This is a genomic window from Paenibacillus sp. FSL R7-0163, assembly GCF_037969975.1.
In the GTDB taxonomy this organism is placed as follows: domain Bacteria; phylum Bacillota; class Bacilli; order Paenibacillales; family Paenibacillaceae; genus Paenibacillus_AQ; species Paenibacillus_AQ odorifer.
This window is the reverse complement of record NZ_CP150224.1, coordinates 6,146,211-6,163,426: the sequence shown is the minus strand read 5'-3', so window position 1 is coordinate 6,163,426 and position 17,216 is coordinate 6,146,211. Positions and strand designations below refer to the sequence as shown.

9 protein-coding genes and 3 rRNA genes are annotated in these 17,216 nt (G+C 46.4%); all 12 read left to right on the top strand.

What is annotated here, in order from left to right:
• Positions 1-207: 207 nt before the first annotated feature.
• The 12 genes from gyrA (at position 208) to NST45_RS27015 (ending at position 16,856) form a co-directional block, all read left to right on the top strand.
• Positions 208-2,772 (top strand): DNA gyrase subunit A, encoded by a 2,565-nt coding sequence (gene gyrA / locus NST45_RS27070; RefSeq protein ID WP_339824258.1) that lies wholly within the window; start codon positions 208-210, stop codon positions 2,770-2,772.
• Between the two features lie 256 nt (positions 2,773-3,028).
• Positions 3,029-4,126 (top strand): HD-GYP domain-containing protein, encoded by a 1,098-nt coding sequence (locus NST45_RS27065; RefSeq protein WP_038567989.1) that lies wholly within the window; start codon positions 3,029-3,031, stop codon positions 4,124-4,126.
• 379 nt (positions 4,127-4,505) lie between these two features.
• Positions 4,506-6,063: ribosomal RNA gene (locus NST45_RS27060) — 16S ribosomal RNA — on the top strand.
• Between the two features lie 262 nt (positions 6,064-6,325).
• Positions 6,326-9,252 (top strand): 23S ribosomal RNA (locus NST45_RS27055).
• A 129-nt stretch (positions 9,253-9,381) separates the two neighbouring features.
• Positions 9,382-9,498, top strand: a 5S ribosomal RNA gene (gene rrf / locus NST45_RS27050).
• Together the 16S, 23S and 5S rRNA genes form the textbook arrangement of a ribosomal RNA operon.
• A 154-nt stretch (positions 9,499-9,652) precedes the next feature.
• Positions 9,653-11,269, top strand: a complete 1,617-nt coding sequence (locus tag NST45_RS27045) for an ABC transporter substrate-binding protein (protein ID WP_076101044.1) — start codon at positions 9,653-9,655, stop codon at positions 11,267-11,269.
• On the top strand, positions 11,266-12,255 hold the full coding sequence (locus NST45_RS27040) for an ABC transporter permease (protein ID WP_063829812.1): 990 nt from the start codon (positions 11,266-11,268) through the stop codon (positions 12,253-12,255). Before NST45_RS27045 ends, NST45_RS27040 begins: the two co-directional genes overlap by 4 nt.
• Entirely contained in the window at positions 12,252-13,118 is an 867-nt protein-coding gene (locus NST45_RS27035; protein WP_139329994.1) for an ABC transporter permease, read from the top strand. Before NST45_RS27040 ends, NST45_RS27035 begins: the two co-directional genes overlap by 4 nt.
• A complete protein-coding gene (locus NST45_RS27030) occupies positions 13,118-13,876 on the top strand; it encodes an ABC transporter ATP-binding protein (RefSeq protein ID WP_339824256.1) in 759 nt (252 codons plus the stop codon). Before NST45_RS27035 ends, NST45_RS27030 begins: the two co-directional genes overlap by 1 nt.
• Positions 13,873-14,622 carry an ATP-binding cassette domain-containing protein gene (locus NST45_RS27025; RefSeq protein WP_339824254.1) on the top strand — a complete coding sequence of 250 codons (750 nt, stop codon included), beginning with the start codon at positions 13,873-13,875 and terminating at the stop codon, positions 14,620-14,622. The genes NST45_RS27030 and NST45_RS27025 overlap by 4 nt, the downstream gene beginning before the upstream one ends.
• A 21-nt stretch (positions 14,623-14,643) precedes the next feature.
• The gene (locus NST45_RS27020) at positions 14,644-15,702 is read left to right on the top strand and encodes an aminotransferase class V-fold PLP-dependent enzyme (RefSeq protein ID WP_076106941.1); all 1,059 of its coding nucleotides are present in this window, start codon (positions 14,644-14,646) and stop codon (positions 15,700-15,702) included.
• 2 nt (positions 15,703-15,704) lie between these two features.
• A complete protein-coding gene (locus tag NST45_RS27015; protein WP_076216158.1) occupies positions 15,705-16,856 on the top strand; it encodes an amidohydrolase family protein in 1,152 nt (383 codons plus the stop codon).
• The last annotated feature ends 360 nt before the right edge of the window (positions 16,857-17,216 follow it).

The following is a 17,216-nucleotide window of genomic DNA, read 5'->3' as shown; positions in this document are numbered from 1 at the left end:
TCGAACGATATTAGGATAATAAAACCGTGTTTCTTGTCTTTACAGTCTATGTAGTAAAGATATTTGCGGAAAGGGCAAATACCCTGATAAGCGCAAAAAGAAATCAATATTAGAAGATAAAAGGCTATCATGTTTAATTGTGCTACTTTTGTGAAAGTAATATAATTAAGGGTAGCGGTTTTTTAACTGAAGGAGGTCCAGCAACTCATGGCTGAACAAAATAACCCACAAGTCAAAGATCGGGACATTGGCGTGGAAATGCGTGAATCCTTTATGGATTACGCAATGAGCATCATTGTTAGCCGGGCTTTGCCAGATGTGCGGGACGGACTCAAGCCGGTTCACCGACGCATTTTGTTTGCGATGTCGGAGCTTGGAATGTCTGCGGATAAGCCTCATAAGAAATCTGCAAGAATCGTCGGTGAGGTTATCGGTAAGTACCACCCTCACGGTGACTCAGCTGTCTATGAAACAATGGTACGGATGGCTCAGGATTTCTCGATGCGCTATATGCTTGTAGACGGTCACGGGAACTTTGGTTCGATTGATGGTGATATGGCCGCGGCGATGCGGTACACAGAAGCCCGTCTTTCCAAGATTGCAGGCGAAATGCTTCGTGATTTGAACAAAGAGACAGTTGACTTCGCACCCAACTATGATGGTGAAGAGAATGAGCCGGTTGTACTGCCAGCCCGTTATCCGAATCTGCTCGTAAATGGGGTATCTGGTATTGCTGTAGGTATGGCTACTAATATTCCACCGCATAACCTTGGTGAAGTTATCGATGGTGTGCAGGCGATGATTAAGAATCCTGATATCACGCCAATGGAATTGATGGAGTTTATCCAAGGTCCGGATTTCCCTACGGCTGGATATATTTTGGGTCGTGAGGGCATTCGTCAGGCTTATCGTACGGGTCGTGGTTCAGTAACCATGCGTGCGAAGGCAACGATCGAAGAGAACAACGGCAAGGCTCGCATCATTGTGCATGAGCTTCCATACCAGGTTAACAAAGCAAGATTGGTTGAAAAAATCGCAGAATTAGTACGTGAGAAACGGATCGAAGGTATAACGGATCTTCGAGATGAGTCTGACCGTAATGGTATGCGTGTAGTTGTTGAGATGAGACGCGATGTTAATCCAAATGTAGTATTAAACAATCTATATAAACATACTTCTATGCAATCCACATTTGGGATCAACATGCTTGCCATCGTAAATAACGAGCCGAAAATTCTTAATCTGCGTGATGTACTTTATCATTATTTGCAGCACCAGATTGAAGTTATTCGTCGTCGTACTATATTTGATCTTAAAAAAGCTGAAGCACGCGCTCATATCTTAGAAGGTCTGCGCATTGCGCTTGATCATCTGGATGAAGTGATTGCGTTAATCCGTGCTTCGCGGACAACTGATATAGCCCGCGAAGGATTAATGAGCACCTTTAGCCTCAGTTTAGAGCAGGCTCAGGCTATCCTCGATATGCGGATGCAACGTCTGACCGGTCTGGAACGGGAAAAGATCGAGAATGAATATAACGAATTGATCGTTAAAATTGCAGAGTACCGTGAAATTCTGGCTAACGAGCATCTTGTACTGGAAATCATCAGCAACGAGCTGCAGGATATCCGTGATAGATATTCTGATGAACGCCGGACAGAGATTACGGTTGGTGAAGAAAGTATCCTGGATGAAGACCTTATTCCACGTGAAGAGGTTGTTATCACTATTACACATACAGGATATATCAAACGTCTACCTGTCAGCACCTACCGCAGTCAGAAGCGTGGTGGTCGCGGAGTCATGGGGATGGACACCAAGGACCAGGATTTTGTGGAGCATCTCTTCGTGAGTAACTCTCATAACTATCTGATGTTCTTTACCGATAAGGGTAAAGTATACCGGATTAAAGCTTATGAGATCCCAGAATTGGGTCGTACAGCCCGGGGGACACCAATCATCAACCTGATTCAAATCGAACAAGGTGAGAAGATTAGTGCGGTAATCCAAGTGGAAGATGGCGATAGCGACAAATATTTGTTCTTTGCTACCCGCGAGGGTATCGTGAAGAAGACGCCTCTTGGGGATTATAATAACATCCGTAAAGGCGGTCTTATTGCTATTAATCTTCGTGAAGAAGATTCCCTGATCGAGGTTAAGCTGACTGATGGACAGCAAAATCTCATTATCGGTACAGCTCGCGGAATGTCGATTACGTTCTCAGAGAATGATGTGCGTTCTATGGGACGTAGCGCGACTGGCGTTAAGGGCATTACGCTTGACGGTAATGACCATGTCATTGGTATGGACTGTGTAGATAAAGAGCTTGAGGTTCTGATTGTTACTACCAAGGGTTATGGTAAACGGACACCAGCCGGTGATTATCGTTCCCAGACTCGTGGTGGTAAAGGGATCAAGACCATTAATCTCACCGATAAGAATGGTCCTGTAGTGGGTCTTAAGGTCGTTAAGAAGGATGAAGACTTAATGATCATTACGACTAGCGGTACCCTGATTCGTACCAGCATGGATGGAATCTCTACTATGGGCCGTTACGCTCAAGGGGTTAAGCTGATTAACATCCGCGAGGATGACGCAGTAGCTACCCTGTGTAGAGCTGACAAGAACGAAGAGGATGAATCTGAGGAAGTGGAAGGTCTGGAAGGCTTGGAAGGGCAAGAAGGCCTGGATGGGCAAGATACAGTCGAGGAATCTGGCGATATTGATCAGCCTGAGACTCTGACTGAGGACGAAGACACTGACTTAGAATAGGTTGAATTCAAAAATGAGCAAGGGCTTCTATTCCAGAAGTTCTTGCTCTTTTTGTTGCTTTTTGAATGAGCGATGCTTCATAAAATAAAATAAATATTTTGAAAGAATAGTTTTCACTGCACTAGTGTCTTCCATTTTTCCGTACTATAATTAGCCAATAGAATCCTATAAAGTACTAATTTCTCAGAAATTATCTGTCTTATCAATGTGAGGTAATGCTGGGTGTACGGCTTATAGAAATTAAGGGGCTGAGTATATGCCAAATATATTGGTTGGAGAAGTTAAAGCAGGCTCAAAGATAATAAAGGATGTAATTACACCTTTAGGGGGGACTTTATTCACTAAGGGAAAAATATTGCTCCCTCGTGATCTAGATATTTTACAGGCTTTTTTGATAGGGCAAGTGGAAATCGAAGGTGACCAAGGTGAGGCGAGTTCGGATGGAGCCAAAACAACAGCTAAGCAAGCTTCCCCTAAAGCTGGAGCCATTATCAACGAATCGATGTTGGCCAAGACTAATTCTCCTCTACATGATGAATACGATAAACTGCTCACTCTTATTAAGAACAGCTATCGATCGGTAACGGCAGCTTCACTTCCTATTTTTGAGCTGCGCAGTCAGTTAGAGACACTAATAGGTTATTTGAAGGATTATCATGTCTTGAAGTTTACACCGCGCACTTTAAAATATGAGGATTACAACTATCACAATGCTGTGTTGTCCGCGTTGACCTCCTATAAAATCGCTCAGTGGTGTGGGTACCCACAAAAGGATTGGATGCAGATTGCTTTTGCAGGATTATTACATGATATCGGCAATGCAAAAGTAGACAGCTCACTTTTACAGAAACCGGAGTCGCTTAACAATAGTGAAATAGAAGAGGTTCGCCGACACACTACATATGGTTATCAATTATTACGCAATGTTACAGCGATTAATGAAGGGGTAAGACTTGCCGCCTTGCAGCATCATGAGAAGGTTGATGGCTCTGGTTATCCATTGAAGCTGGATGGCAGTCAGATTCATTTCTACGCTAAAGTAGTCGCAGTAGCAGATATATTCCATGCTATGACCTTAGAAAGAGCCTACAGAAGAGCACAGTCTCCTTATTTGGTACTAGAGCAGATTCTGACAGAAAGCTTCGGTAAGCTTGACCCAGTGATTGTGCAGACGTTTATACAGAAGAGCACTGATCTCTTTAATGGCACTAGAATCAAATTAAGTGATGGCCGTCATGGGGAGATTATCTTCACTGATCGCGCAAACCCTACACGTCCGATGGTTAAAATTGAAGATACGATAGTTAACTTGATGTTGGAACGTGAATTGTATATTCAAGAGATCATTGCTTAGGGTGTAGTTACAAGGGAATAAGGCTGTGCTAGCCATTATATATCGCAGTATTGAGGCTTATGGCAGCACAGTCTCTCATTTATCTATTATATTTCAAAAAAAGACTTGTAATGAATCTCTATACATGATATATTCTAAGTCCGGCCAAGAAATACACATGCCGAGCTCGAAAAAGAAGTTAAAAAAAAGCTTGACATTAAATAGCCGAACATGATATAGTATAAGAGTTGCTGCTGAGACATTAAACGGCGTCAACGAGAACTTGATCTTTGAAAACTGAACAACGAGTGAGTGGGAAATCACGCAAGTGATATCCAAAATTAGAGAATTAATTTTCTCGTCAGATGTTTCAAAATGAGCATATCGCTCTTTTCAATACTAATTGGAGAGTTTGATCCTGGCTCAGGACGAACGCTGGCGGCGTGCCTAATACATGCAAGTCGAGCGGAGTTATTTTGAAAGCTTGCTTTCAAAATAACTTAGCGGCGGACGGGTGAGTAACACGTAGGCAACCTGCCCTTCAGACTGGGATAACTACCGGAAACGGTAGCTAATACCGGATAATTTCTTTTTTCTCCTGAGAGAAGAATGAAAGACGGAGCAATCTGTCACTGAGGGATGGGCCTGCGGCGCATTAGCTAGTTGGTGGGGTAACGGCCCACCAAGGCGACGATGCGTAGCCGACCTGAGAGGGTGAACGGCCACACTGGGACTGAGACACGGCCCAGACTCCTACGGGAGGCAGCAGTAGGGAATCTTCCGCAATGGGCGAAAGCCTGACGGAGCAACGCCGCGTGAGTGATGAAGGTTTTCGGATCGTAAAGCTCTGTTGCCAGGGAAGAACGTCCGGTAGAGTAACTGCTACCGGAGTGACGGTACCTGAGAAGAAAGCCCCGGCTAACTACGTGCCAGCAGCCGCGGTAATACGTAGGGGGCAAGCGTTGTCCGGAATTATTGGGCGTAAAGCGCGCGCAGGCGGCTATTTAAGTCTGGTGTTTAAACCTTGGGCTCAACCTGAGGTCGCACTGGAAACTGGGTGGCTTGAGTACAGAAGAGGAAAGTGGAATTCCACGTGTAGCGGTGAAATGCGTAGATATGTGGAGGAACACCAGTGGCGAAGGCGACTTTCTGGGCTGTAACTGACGCTGAGGCGCGAAAGCGTGGGGAGCAAACAGGATTAGATACCCTGGTAGTCCACGCCGTAAACGATGAGTGCTAGGTGTTAGGGGTTTCGATACCCTTGGTGCCGAAGTTAACACAGTAAGCACTCCGCCTGGGGAGTACGGTCGCAAGACTGAAACTCAAAGGAATTGACGGGGACCCGCACAAGCAGTGGAGTATGTGGTTTAATTCGAAGCAACGCGAAGAACCTTACCAGGTCTTGACATCCCTCTGAATCTGCTAGAGATAGCAGCGGCCTTCGGGACAGAGGAGACAGGTGGTGCATGGTTGTCGTCAGCTCGTGTCGTGAGATGTTGGGTTAAGTCCCGCAACGAGCGCAACCCTTAACTTTAGTTGCCAGCAGGTAATGCTGGGCACTCTAGAGTGACTGCCGGTGACAAACCGGAGGAAGGTGGGGATGACGTCAAATCATCATGCCCCTTATGACCTGGGCTACACACGTACTACAATGGCCGGTACAACGGGAAGCGAAGCCGCGAGGTGGAGCCAATCCCATCAAAGCCGGTCTCAGTTCGGATTGCAGGCTGCAACTCGCCTGCATGAAGTCGGAATTGCTAGTAATCGCGGATCAGCATGCCGCGGTGAATACGTTCCCGGGTCTTGTACACACCGCCCGTCACACCACGAGAGTTTACAACACCCGAAGTCGGTGGGGTAACCCGCAAGGGAGCCAGCCGCCGAAGGTGGGGTAGATGATTGGGGTGAAGTCGTAACAAGGTAGCCGTATCGGAAGGTGCGGCTGGATCACCTCCTTTCTATGGAGAATCGTTCTCTGCAATGAGAACATTCAAATCGGAAGCTCAGCTTCCAAAACTCAGGTTTAGGCCTGTTACTCACTCGTTGCTCAGTTTTGAGAGTTTAAGCTCTCAAGTAAGACTTGATCCTTGAAAACTGGATACCGAAACGAATTTGCGTTTTAGAACATCTTTTAGCAACTTGTGTAAACAAGTAAATGTTATTAGTGAGATGATTCCAAAGAGAATATCATCGTATGATATTTTCCTACGGAAAAATCGAGGTTAAGCTAATAAGAGCACACGGAGGATGCCTAGGCGCCAGGAGCCGACGAAGGACGTGGCGAACAACGAAACTGCCTCGGGGAGCTGTAAGCAAGCTTTGATCCGGGGGTGTCCGAATGGGGAAACCCAGCTGTGGTAATTCGCAGTTACTCATACCTGAATACATAGGGTGTGTAGAGGCAGACCAGGGGAACTGAAACATCTAAGTACCCTGAGGAAGAGAAAACAATAGTGATTCCGTCAGTAGCGGCGAGCGAACGCGGAACAGCCTAAACCAAGGGGCTTGCCTCTTGGGGTTGTGGGACGTCTCACATGGAGTTACAAAGGAATATGGTAGGTGAAGAGGTCTGGAAAGGCCCGCGATAGAGGTAAAAGCCCTGTAACCTAAACTGTATTCTCTCCGAGACGGATCCCGAGTAGTGCGGGGCACGTGAAACCCCGTATGAATCCAGCAGGACCATCTGCTAAGGCTAAATACTACCTGGCGACCGATAGTGAAACAGTACCGTGAGGGAAAGGTGAAAAGCACCCCGGAAGGGGAGTGAAATAGAACCTGAAACCGTGTGCTTACAAAAAGTCAGAGCCCGATCTATGGGTGATGGCGTGCCTTTTGTAGAATGAACCGGCGAGTTACGTTTAACATGCAAGGTTAAGCCGAGAAGGTGGAGCCGCAGCGAAAGCGAGTCTGAATAGGGCGACTTAGTATGTGGACGTAGACCCGAAACCGTGTGATCTACCCCTGTCCAGGGTGAAGGTGCGGTAACACGCACTGGAGGCCCGAACCCACGTACGTTGAAAAGTGCGGGGATGAGGTGGGGGTAGCGGAGAAATTCCAATCGAACTCGGAGATAGCTGGTTCTCCCCGAAATAGCTTTAGGGCTAGCCTCGGTATAAGAGTAGTGGAGGTAGAGCACTGATTGGGTGCGGGGTCCGCAAGGATTACCAAGCTCAGTCAAACTCCGAATGCCATATACTTATTGCCGGGAGTCAGACAGTGAGTGCTAAGATCCATTGTCAAAAGGGAAACAGCCCAGACCATCAGCTAAGGTCCCCAAGTGTGTGTTAAGTGGGAAAGGATGTGGAGTTGCACAGACAACCAGGATGTTGGCTTAGAAGCAGCCACCATTGAAAGAGTGCGTAATAGCTCACTGGTCGAGTGACTCTGCGCCGAAAATGTAACGGGGCTAAACACACCACCGAAGCTATGGCTAGATACGTATGTATCTGGGGTAGGGGAGCGTTGTGTAGGGGTTGAAGGTGTACTGAAAAGAGCGCTGGACACTACACAAGTGAGAATGCCGGTATGAGTAACGAAAAGATCAGTGAGAATCTGATCCGCCGAAAGCCCAAGGTTTCCTGAGGAAGGCTCGTCCGCTCAGGGTAAGTCGGGACCTAAGGCGAGGCCGAAAGGCGTAGTCGAAGGACAACAGTTTGAAATTACTGTACCACCGTAATCCGCTATGAGCGATGGGGTGACGCAGGAGGGTAGTGACGCGGACTGATGGATGTCCGTCTAAGCAGTGAGGCTGATGTGTAGGCAAATCCGCACATCATTAAGGCTGGGCTGTGATGGGGAGCGAAAATTATAGTAGCGAAGGTCATGATCTCACACTGCCAAGAAAAGCCTCTAGCCAGGAGAAGGTGCCCGTACCGCAAACCGACACAGGTAGGCGAGAAGAGAATTCTAAGGCGCGCGGAAGAACTCTCGTTAAGGAACTCGGCAAAATGACCCCGTAACTTCGGGAGAAGGGGTGCCCCGGTAGTGTGAATAGCACGAGGGGGCCGCAGTGAAAAGGCCCAAGCGACTGTTTAGCAAAAACACAGGTCTGTGCGAAGCCGCAAGGCGAAGTATACGGGCTGACGCCTGCCCGGTGCTGGAAGGTTAAGGGGAGTGGTTAGGGGTAACCCGAAGCTATGAACCGAAGCCCCAGTAAACGGCGGCCGTAACTATAACGGTCCTAAGGTAGCGAAATTCCTTGTCAGGTAAATTCTGACCCGCACGAATGGCGTAACGACTTGGGCGCTGTCTCAACGAGAGATCCGGTGAAATTTTAATACCTGTGAAGATGCAGGTTACCCGCGACAAGACGGAAAGACCCCATGGAGCTTTACTGCAGCTTGATATTGAATTTGGGTACGATCTGTACAGGATAGGTGGGAGCCGTAGAAATCGGAGCGCAAGCTTCGGTGGAGGCGCCGTTGGGATACCACCCTGATCGTATCTAGGTTCTAACCTAGTACCCTTATCGGGTACGGGGACCGTGTCAGGCGGGCAGTTTGACTGGGGCGGTCGCCTCCTAAAGAGTAACGGAGGCGTTCCAAGGTTCCCTCAGAATGGTTGGAAATCATTCGCAGAGTGCAAAGGCATAAGGGAGCTTGACTGCGAGACCTACAAGTCGAGCAGGGACGAAAGTCGGACTTAGTGATCCGGTGGTACCGCATGGAAGGGCCATCGCTCAACGGATAAAAGCTACCCTGGGGATAACAGGCTTATCTCCCCCAAGAGTCCACATCGACGGGGAGGTTTGGCACCTCGATGTCGGCTCATCGCATCCTGGGGCTGAAGTAGGTCCCAAGGGTTGGGCTGTTCGCCCATTAAAGCGGTACGCGAGCTGGGTTCAGAACGTCGTGAGACAGTTCGGTCCCTATCTGTCGTGGGCGCAGGAAATTTGAGAGGAGCTGTCCTTAGTACGAGAGGACCGGGATGGACGTACCGCTGGTGCACCAGTTGTTCCGCCAGGAGCATGGCTGGGTAGCTACGTACGGACGGGATAAGCGCTGAAAGCATCTAAGCGTGAAGCCCCCCTCAAGATGAGATTTCCCAATTAGTAAGACCCCTTGAAGACGACGAGGTAGATAGGTTGGAGGTGGAAGTGCAGTAATGCATGGAGCTGACCAATACTAATCGGTCGAGGGCTTATCCTATACTTAGAATGCAGATTCGTTTCGGATTCAGTTTTCAGGCGATTAAGCCTGTAATACGCTTAGAAATTTATTGTCACTTCTGGTGATGAACCGAATTTCACGCGGCAGCGTCTGTTTCACAGACGCATGTTTGGTGGCGATAGCGGAGGGGTTCCACGCGTACCCATCCCGAACACGACCGTTAAGCCCTCCAGCGCCGATGGTACTTGGACCGAAGGGTCCTGGGAGAGTAGGACGTTGCCAAGCACACAAGACCACTGTTGAGTAATCGACAGTGGTCTTTTTGTTATGTATATTTACTTTAGGATTGTTGCAAATTAAATTATGTTTGACAGACTACAGTGTTTAACCCATAATACAATTCATACTAAACATATAAGAATTATAGGGGGAGCAAATTATGTCATACTTTAGTGTATCTATTAAGAAACCGATTCTGTTGGGGGCAATAGCAGTTTTGCTATTGATGTTAATTGCAGGGTGCTCGGGGTCTAATAATAAGGCTGATTCAAATAAAGAGGCACAGGAAAGTGCGAGTCCGGCAACTCAAAGTCCTCAAACTGCAGAGCCTGCAACGGGAGGGACTTTCGTCTATGGACGACCTGCTTCTGTAACTTCGCTGGATTTGCATAATCAGATTACGTCCAACAATGCTTTTGCAATCGACAAAGTCTTTGAATCATTAGTCGCTTTTGACAGCGAAGGTGAAATTGTAGATTGGCTTGCTAAGTCACATACTATCAGTGAAGATGGTCTGACGTATACATTCGAGCTTCGTGATGGTTTGAAGTTTTCAAATGGTACGGATGTGACTGCAGAAGATGCTGTTTTCTCTCTTGAGCGGCACTTGAAGGTAGGCGGCCCGCTGGCAATATCTGCAAAGGTCGACACAATCAAAGCGCAAGATAACAAAACGCTTGTTATTACACTTAAAGAGCCTTATACACCATTTATCTCGGAGCTATCTAATTTCTCAAATGGTATCCTTCCTAACAATTTCGGTGGAGTATCCGAAGAAGAATTCTTCAAGAAACCAATCGGTACGGGACCTTTTGTTGTTGAAACATGGGACACTGCAGGTGATCTGACCTTCACTAAGAATACATTCTACTGGCAAGAAGGTAAACCCTATATTGATAAGCTTGTTTATAAGCTGATTGAAGATGACAGCCAAGCGATTAACCAGCTGAAGGCTGGAGAAGTTAATGCTATTGAATCTTTGGCTCTGCAAAATGCCAATGAGATTAAAGATGGGGCTGACACTAAAGTAGTTACTAACGGTAGTTGGGTGACAGAGCAATTGTTCTTTAATACGTTGGATGAACATTTTTCTGATGTGCATGTCCGTCGCGCTCTGGCGCTGGCGCTTGATCGTGAGGGCTTGACCAAGGCGCTAACCTTTGGTTATGCACAAACAGCAAACTCATTGCTGCCAACAACGATTCCTTATAACGCAAATGATACAATCAAAGCACTGAACTTTAATATCGAAGCAGCCAAGGAGGAGCTTGCAAAATCTGCCTTCCCTAATGGCTTCACTACCAAATTACTTGTAGCATCCGGTAATAGCACAAGAGCTCAAGAGGCACAAATTATTCAGGCAGCGGGTCAAACGATCGGGATTAAGATTGAGATTGAATCGATTGAACTTGCCACTTTCCGTGAACGTTTCTTCGCATATGATTTTGCGGCAATGCTGAACAGCGGTCAGGCGGATTCCCCTGAAGCGAACTCAATTATTGCTTTCCAAACTGATCCGGAAGGCTTCAGCAAATCATATTGGACGCATTATACAAATAATGAAGTTACGAAGCTTCTATATGAGGGACAAAAAACTGCGGATGGCGATGAACGTGCACAAATCTATACTAAGCTGCTGCAGACCCTTGCTGATGAAGTTCCGTATATTCCGCTTTACTATCCAGATGTTTTAAAAGGTATTCGTTCTTCAGTTGACGGTCTCGTTGTTCTACCGAACGGCAGTGCCCGTTTCGAAGATGTCCGCATCAGCCAATGATGAATCTTAAGCAGGCGTTAAATCAACCGAAAGGAAGCAAGGGTTCTTATAACTGGCTTGTGATATCTCTTATAAAAGCATTGGCAGTGATCTTCTGTGTAATGATAGCAGTCTTTTTCATCATTCGAATCGTGCCGGGAGATCCAGCAAAAATGATTTTGGGAGAATACAGCACCCCTGAGGCGCTCAAGAGTATGCATCATACTCTTGGGCTGGACCTCCCTTTATGGGAGCAATTCATCCGATTTGTGAAGACGCTGTTTACTCGAGGAGATACTGGAAACTCCATTATTATGGGGACATCAACAAGAGAGTTGATTACACAACGGGCCCCTGTTACTTTGCTGCTCATCGTGATGGCTTGTGTGTTGGCGATTTTTGTATCTCTTCTGCTCGCTACGGTAGCCGCTACGCATAAGGATAAACTGCTGGACCATTTGATACGTATTTTTCCTACAATTACTCTAGGTATGCCAATCTTCTGGGTTGGCTTACTTTTAATTTTGCTCTTTAGTGTCCGGCTTGGCTGGTTCCCTGTTGGGGGAGTAAGTGAAGGGTGGGTCGGAACCTTGCATAGTCTTGCACTTCCAGCAATCACTGTTGCTTTTTCACAGGTTCCTACGCTTGTTCGTTCATTAAGAGCGCAGATGCTTGAAGTGTTAGAATCGGATTTTGTAGTCACCCTTAAGGCTGCGGGCATACCAAACAGGGTTATTTTATTTAAACATGTGCTGCGCAACTCTGCTCTTCCTACGCTAATGCTGCTGGGTGTGAATATTTCTTATTTAATCGGAGGCACCTTGGTCGTTGAGCAGGTATTTGGAATTAAGGGAATTGGCAGCTTATTGTTCACTTCAATTTCGAAACGGGACTTTCCGGTTATTCAAGGAATAGCACTTTACTGTGCGCTATCTGTTGTGATCATCAGTCTCTTGATTGAAATCATTTCCTGGTGGCTTGATCCCAGAACGAAAGGAAAACAATGAAAACTATAAGACTAGACTCGCGATTGTATGAAGACGGTAAGATAACAAGCGGCTTAAAGCGAATATGGAATACCCCTTCACTTTTAGTGGGAATTATTATGTTTGCAGCTCTTATTCTCTTGACTGTGTTTATACCTTATATAAGTCCTTATGACCCCTCTGAGCAAAATTTGAGTGCCTTTTTACAGCCTCCGTCAGCCGAACATTGGTTGGGAACTGATCAGTTAGGGCGTGATTTGTTTACTAGACTGATCTATGCAGCGAGGACTGATTTGAAAATCATGGTCTTGGCAGAAATCATTCCCTTTTGCACAGGTGTATTTCTAGGAATGCTGGCAGGATATTACGGCAAATGGATCGATACAGTTATTACGCTGTTGTCAGATACATTCATCGCCTTTCCTTTTTATCTGATCGTTATTATCGTTGCTTTTGCTAGTGGAGCAGGAGAACGAGGCATTTATATTACTTTTATCTTTGTAGGATGGATTGTCTTTGCCCGTGTCGTCAGAGGTCTTAGTGCTTCTTTTCGCAATCAGGAATGGGTGGCATCCGCTCAAACCTTAGGGCTACCTGGAGTGAAAATTATTTTACGTCATCTCCTGCCTAATGTACTTCCGCAAGCCGTGGTCGTCCTTATGACAGATATGATTGGATTGCTTGTTGCCATTGTTACGCTCGGGTATCTTGGTATCGGCATTACACCGCCAACTCCTGACTGGGGGACAATGATTTCAGATGGACAGCCCTTCATCACTACAGCTTGGTGGCTCTCGGCCGTGCCGGGATTTGCAGTGGTGTATACGGGGATAGCTTTGTCGCTCCTAGGTGATGGTTTGGCAGACATATGGAGGAAAAAATAATGTCTATACAACCCATTTTAGAAATAGAGGCGCTATCGCTGGCAGCTAAGTCAAATGACAGATTGGTCAATAATGTTAGTTTTTCGCTGGGTAAAGGGGAGAGTCTGGGATTAGTAGGTGAATCGGGATCAGGAAAATCACTTACACTGCGTGCAATTTTAGGCTTGCTTCCAAATGGTGTTGAACAGACTGGTGGCACCATTAAAAGTGCCGTAAGTAGTGCAATGGTATTTCAAGATCCAAGAGGTGCGCTTGATCCGCTCTGTACGGTTGTCAAACAACTGGCTGAAGTTGTGTATTACAGACAGAGAATAAGCCGTAAGACTTCGCGGGTAATTGCACTGGAACTGCTCGAAAGGCTTGGTCTTCCCGATTCATTGAAGAAAAAGGACCGGTATCCGAGTCAGCTGTCAGGCGGTCAGTGTCAACGGGTAGTCATCGCTCTGGCACTGGCGTGCAAGCCAGGCATACTTCTCTGTGATGAGCCGACAACGGCGCTGGACGTCACGGTTCAACGGCAAATTATTGAGACGATCACGAGCCTCCAGCATGAGCTCAGTTTTGCCATGGTATTTGTTACGCATAACCTAGCGATTGCAGCAAACTTGTGTTCACGGCTATGTGTAATGAAACAGGGACAGATTGTTGAGCAGGGCAATACCCTTGATATTTTGCAAAATCCGAAAGACCCTTACACACAGATGCTGATTGATTCGGTGCTTCCTTTGCCAGAGCTTGAAAGGAGTAGAGAATCATGAAATTAGCCTTGCAAATAAAAGATTTAACTGTTCATTATGGCGGCTTTACTGCACTGGATCGTATCAATCTGAATCTTGAGCAGCACACCACCCTTGGGCTTGTTGGAGAATCCGGATCAGGGAAATCTACGCTGGCGCGAGTAATTGCTGGACTGATTGCCCCAAATGAGGGGCAGATTCTGTTGGGTACCCAAGAATTAAAAAAGAAAAGAAGCCGTGAGCAGCACAAAACAATCCAGATGATATTCCAAAATCCAGATGCTTCGCTAAATCCTAAACATTCGATTAGGCAAATTCTTTCCGAGCCCTTATTGTTTCATAAAATAGTGGGGCGTACAGGTGTTGAACAAAGATGCAAAGAGCTTTTGAATCAAGTTCATTTAGAACAGAAGGCCTTAGACAAATTCCCACATGAATTTTCCGGCGGCCAGCGTCAACGGATAGCGATCGCTCGTGCATTAAGTGTTGAGCCAAGCATCCTGATCGCGGATGAACCTACAAGTGCGTTGGATGTATCTGTGCAGCTTAGTGTGCTCGAACTGTTTAATACGCTGAAGGCTGAGCTTAATCTCACCATGCTTTTTATTTCTCATGATCTAGGTGTAATCAATGCAATTAGTGATACGGTAGCAGTTATGCGGCAAGGAAAGCTCGTGGAGCAGAGTCCGCGGGACCAATTCTTCATCCGTCCTAAACATGAATACAGTTATGAGCTGTTGTCAGCGGTTCCGAAAATGCCAAAATAAAGTACATCAGGAGGTTTTCTTATGAACCGAGAACATAAAGGATACGTGCCACTTTCACTGGCTGAGTACAATAAGCTAACACATTTAATTTCCAAAGTTTTGTTTACTGAGCACCCTCCAGTTATCATCCCGGCTGAGGCAATCCTTGGAATCGAGGCGGTAGCCGCCGGTATAGCTGCACCTGGTCGAACCATTGTAAATATAGTAACAGGTCCCTATGGAAGTTTATTTGGAAAATGGCTTGAGCGGGGTGGAGCAACGGTTGTTGAAGTAAAGGTTCCTTTTGATGAAGTGGTCACTAGCGACCAAGTTGCTTCCGCAATTAAGGAGTTTAAACCTTGTGCCCTTTCTTTTGTTCAAGCTGAAGTGGTTACTGGAGGCTCTAATCCTGCTAAAGAAATATTTGAAATTGCAAAAGAATTCAATCTTATTACTGTGTCGGACTCCGTATCTGCGGTTGGGGGAGAGGCCCTGCTGGTGGATGAATGGTCCGTTGATTTTGCAGTTATAGGTGCGCAAAAAGCCTTAGCTGGACCCAACGGTGTTAGTGCCGTAAGTATTTCTCCACGTGGCTGGGAATTTCTTGAGTCGAATGAAAATGCTCCACGCAATTCTATTTTATCCTTGCTGGATCTGAAACCATCACTGGGAGACGCCGCGCCACTGCGGGTTGCCCCAAACATTCCTACGCTGGAGGCTAGAGCCTTGATTCAAGCTTTGACACGAATTGAAGAAGAAGGATTGGATCAAGTAATCAAACGCCATGAGCGAGCCGCAGCAGCTGCTGTAGCTGGTATTAAATCCTTGGGGCTTGAGCCTTGGCAAAAGGACAGCAGACATTATTCTACGCTGACTACAACGGTGCGGATTTCTGAAAAGCAAGAGTTGCGGATTGAGCAGCCTATAGGCATTGTGGCTCCCGGAGACGGAGAATTATTTGGCCATCTTCTGCGGATCAACCATTTTGGAACGAATGCTGAGCGGCAAAGTGTGGAGAAGGCTATATCCACGCTTGCCGAACTGTTGAAACAAGACCCTGTTCAGGCATTAGCAGCTGTTCGGCTGGCATGGGGGGAATGAAGATGATCCTTAAGCATCCAGAGCTGCAAACGTTCAATGATATTTTTATAGCAGGTATCGAAGGCAGACGTTTTGATGTCGTGATAAAGGATGGTCGTTTTTCATCCATTACTGAAGCGGAGCCGCATCAAGTGGAGTCAAATCTTGCAGGAACAGATCTGTGGCTAAGTCCGGGTATTATTGATCTTCATACGCATTTAGCTTGGACAGATTTTGACCACTCTGATCAATTGAAGCGCGATGCCAACCAGATCGAAATTATGCAGGCACAAGCTTTTGAAGCTACTCTTAGGACGGGTGTAACGACTGCCCGTGATGCAGGTGGGATTCTGCCGAGCACAGTGCAGCATCTTGTTCAGCAATATCAGCATCCATTAAGAGTGCAGGCCAGTAGCGATATGATTGGAGCAGCAGATGCCCGTGGTCTCAAGCATTTAGAACAACGCATGGCGGAAATCTTTGCTACAGGAGCGGGTTGGATAAAAATCATGGCCACAGGCGGGCTTGGAGCACCTACCGAGAAAGTCGTTGACCCGATCTTTTCCGAAGAAGAGTTCGCGTTCATTGTTCGTAATGCACATGCCCATGATAAGAAGGTACTGGTTCATACCTGGGGTGGAGTGACGATAGACTGGTCCATCCAGGCCGGCGTGGCATCAATAGAGCATGGGATGTTTTTAACTGAGGATCAGGCAGGAAGACTTGCTAACTCGGGGGTAGCGTTTGTGCCCACCACATCAATTTATCGTATTGCTGCAGACCCAAAAGGCGTTCTAGCGTTAAACCCGATCATTTGCGACCGAGCTGCCCGAGCTACCGAATGTCATTCCAAGGCCATTCATTATGCAAAAAGAGAAGGCGTTCGTATTGGATTCGGTACAGATTATGCCACACCTGCACTACATGGCTATAACCTTCAAGAACTGGATACATTGATTGATTATGGCTTAACTCGGAGAGAAGCGTGGCAGGCTGCGACTAAAAGTGCTGCTGATATTCTGGGGAGCGGTAACGAGCTGGGGCAAATTGCAGAAGGCTTTATTGCAGATGCTGTTGTTTTCAAAGTGGATCCATACGAAGCGCACGATGCAGATGCCCTTCGAAACAATATCGTTGCCGTAATTACTGGAGCAAAGGAAGCGGAATTAATCTAGAATCGTCTAAGCTTCTTCTAAAAAAACAACTGTTATCTTCTGCAGTTGTTTTTTACTTTCTAGATAATTAGATGATAAGTGGAGGTAGTTATTATAATACGATAATACATAGATGATGTTTTATGCTTTTGATTTTATATAAAAAAACTCTTGCAATGATTCTCCATACATGATATATTCTAAGTCCGCCAAGAAATACACATGCCGAGCTCGAAAAAGAAGTTAAAAAAAGAGCTTGACATTAAATAGCCGAACATGATATAGTATAAGAGTTGCTGCTGAGACATTAAACGGCGCCAACGAGAACTTGATCTTTGAAAACTGAACAACGAGTGAGTAGGAAATCACGCAAGTGAAATC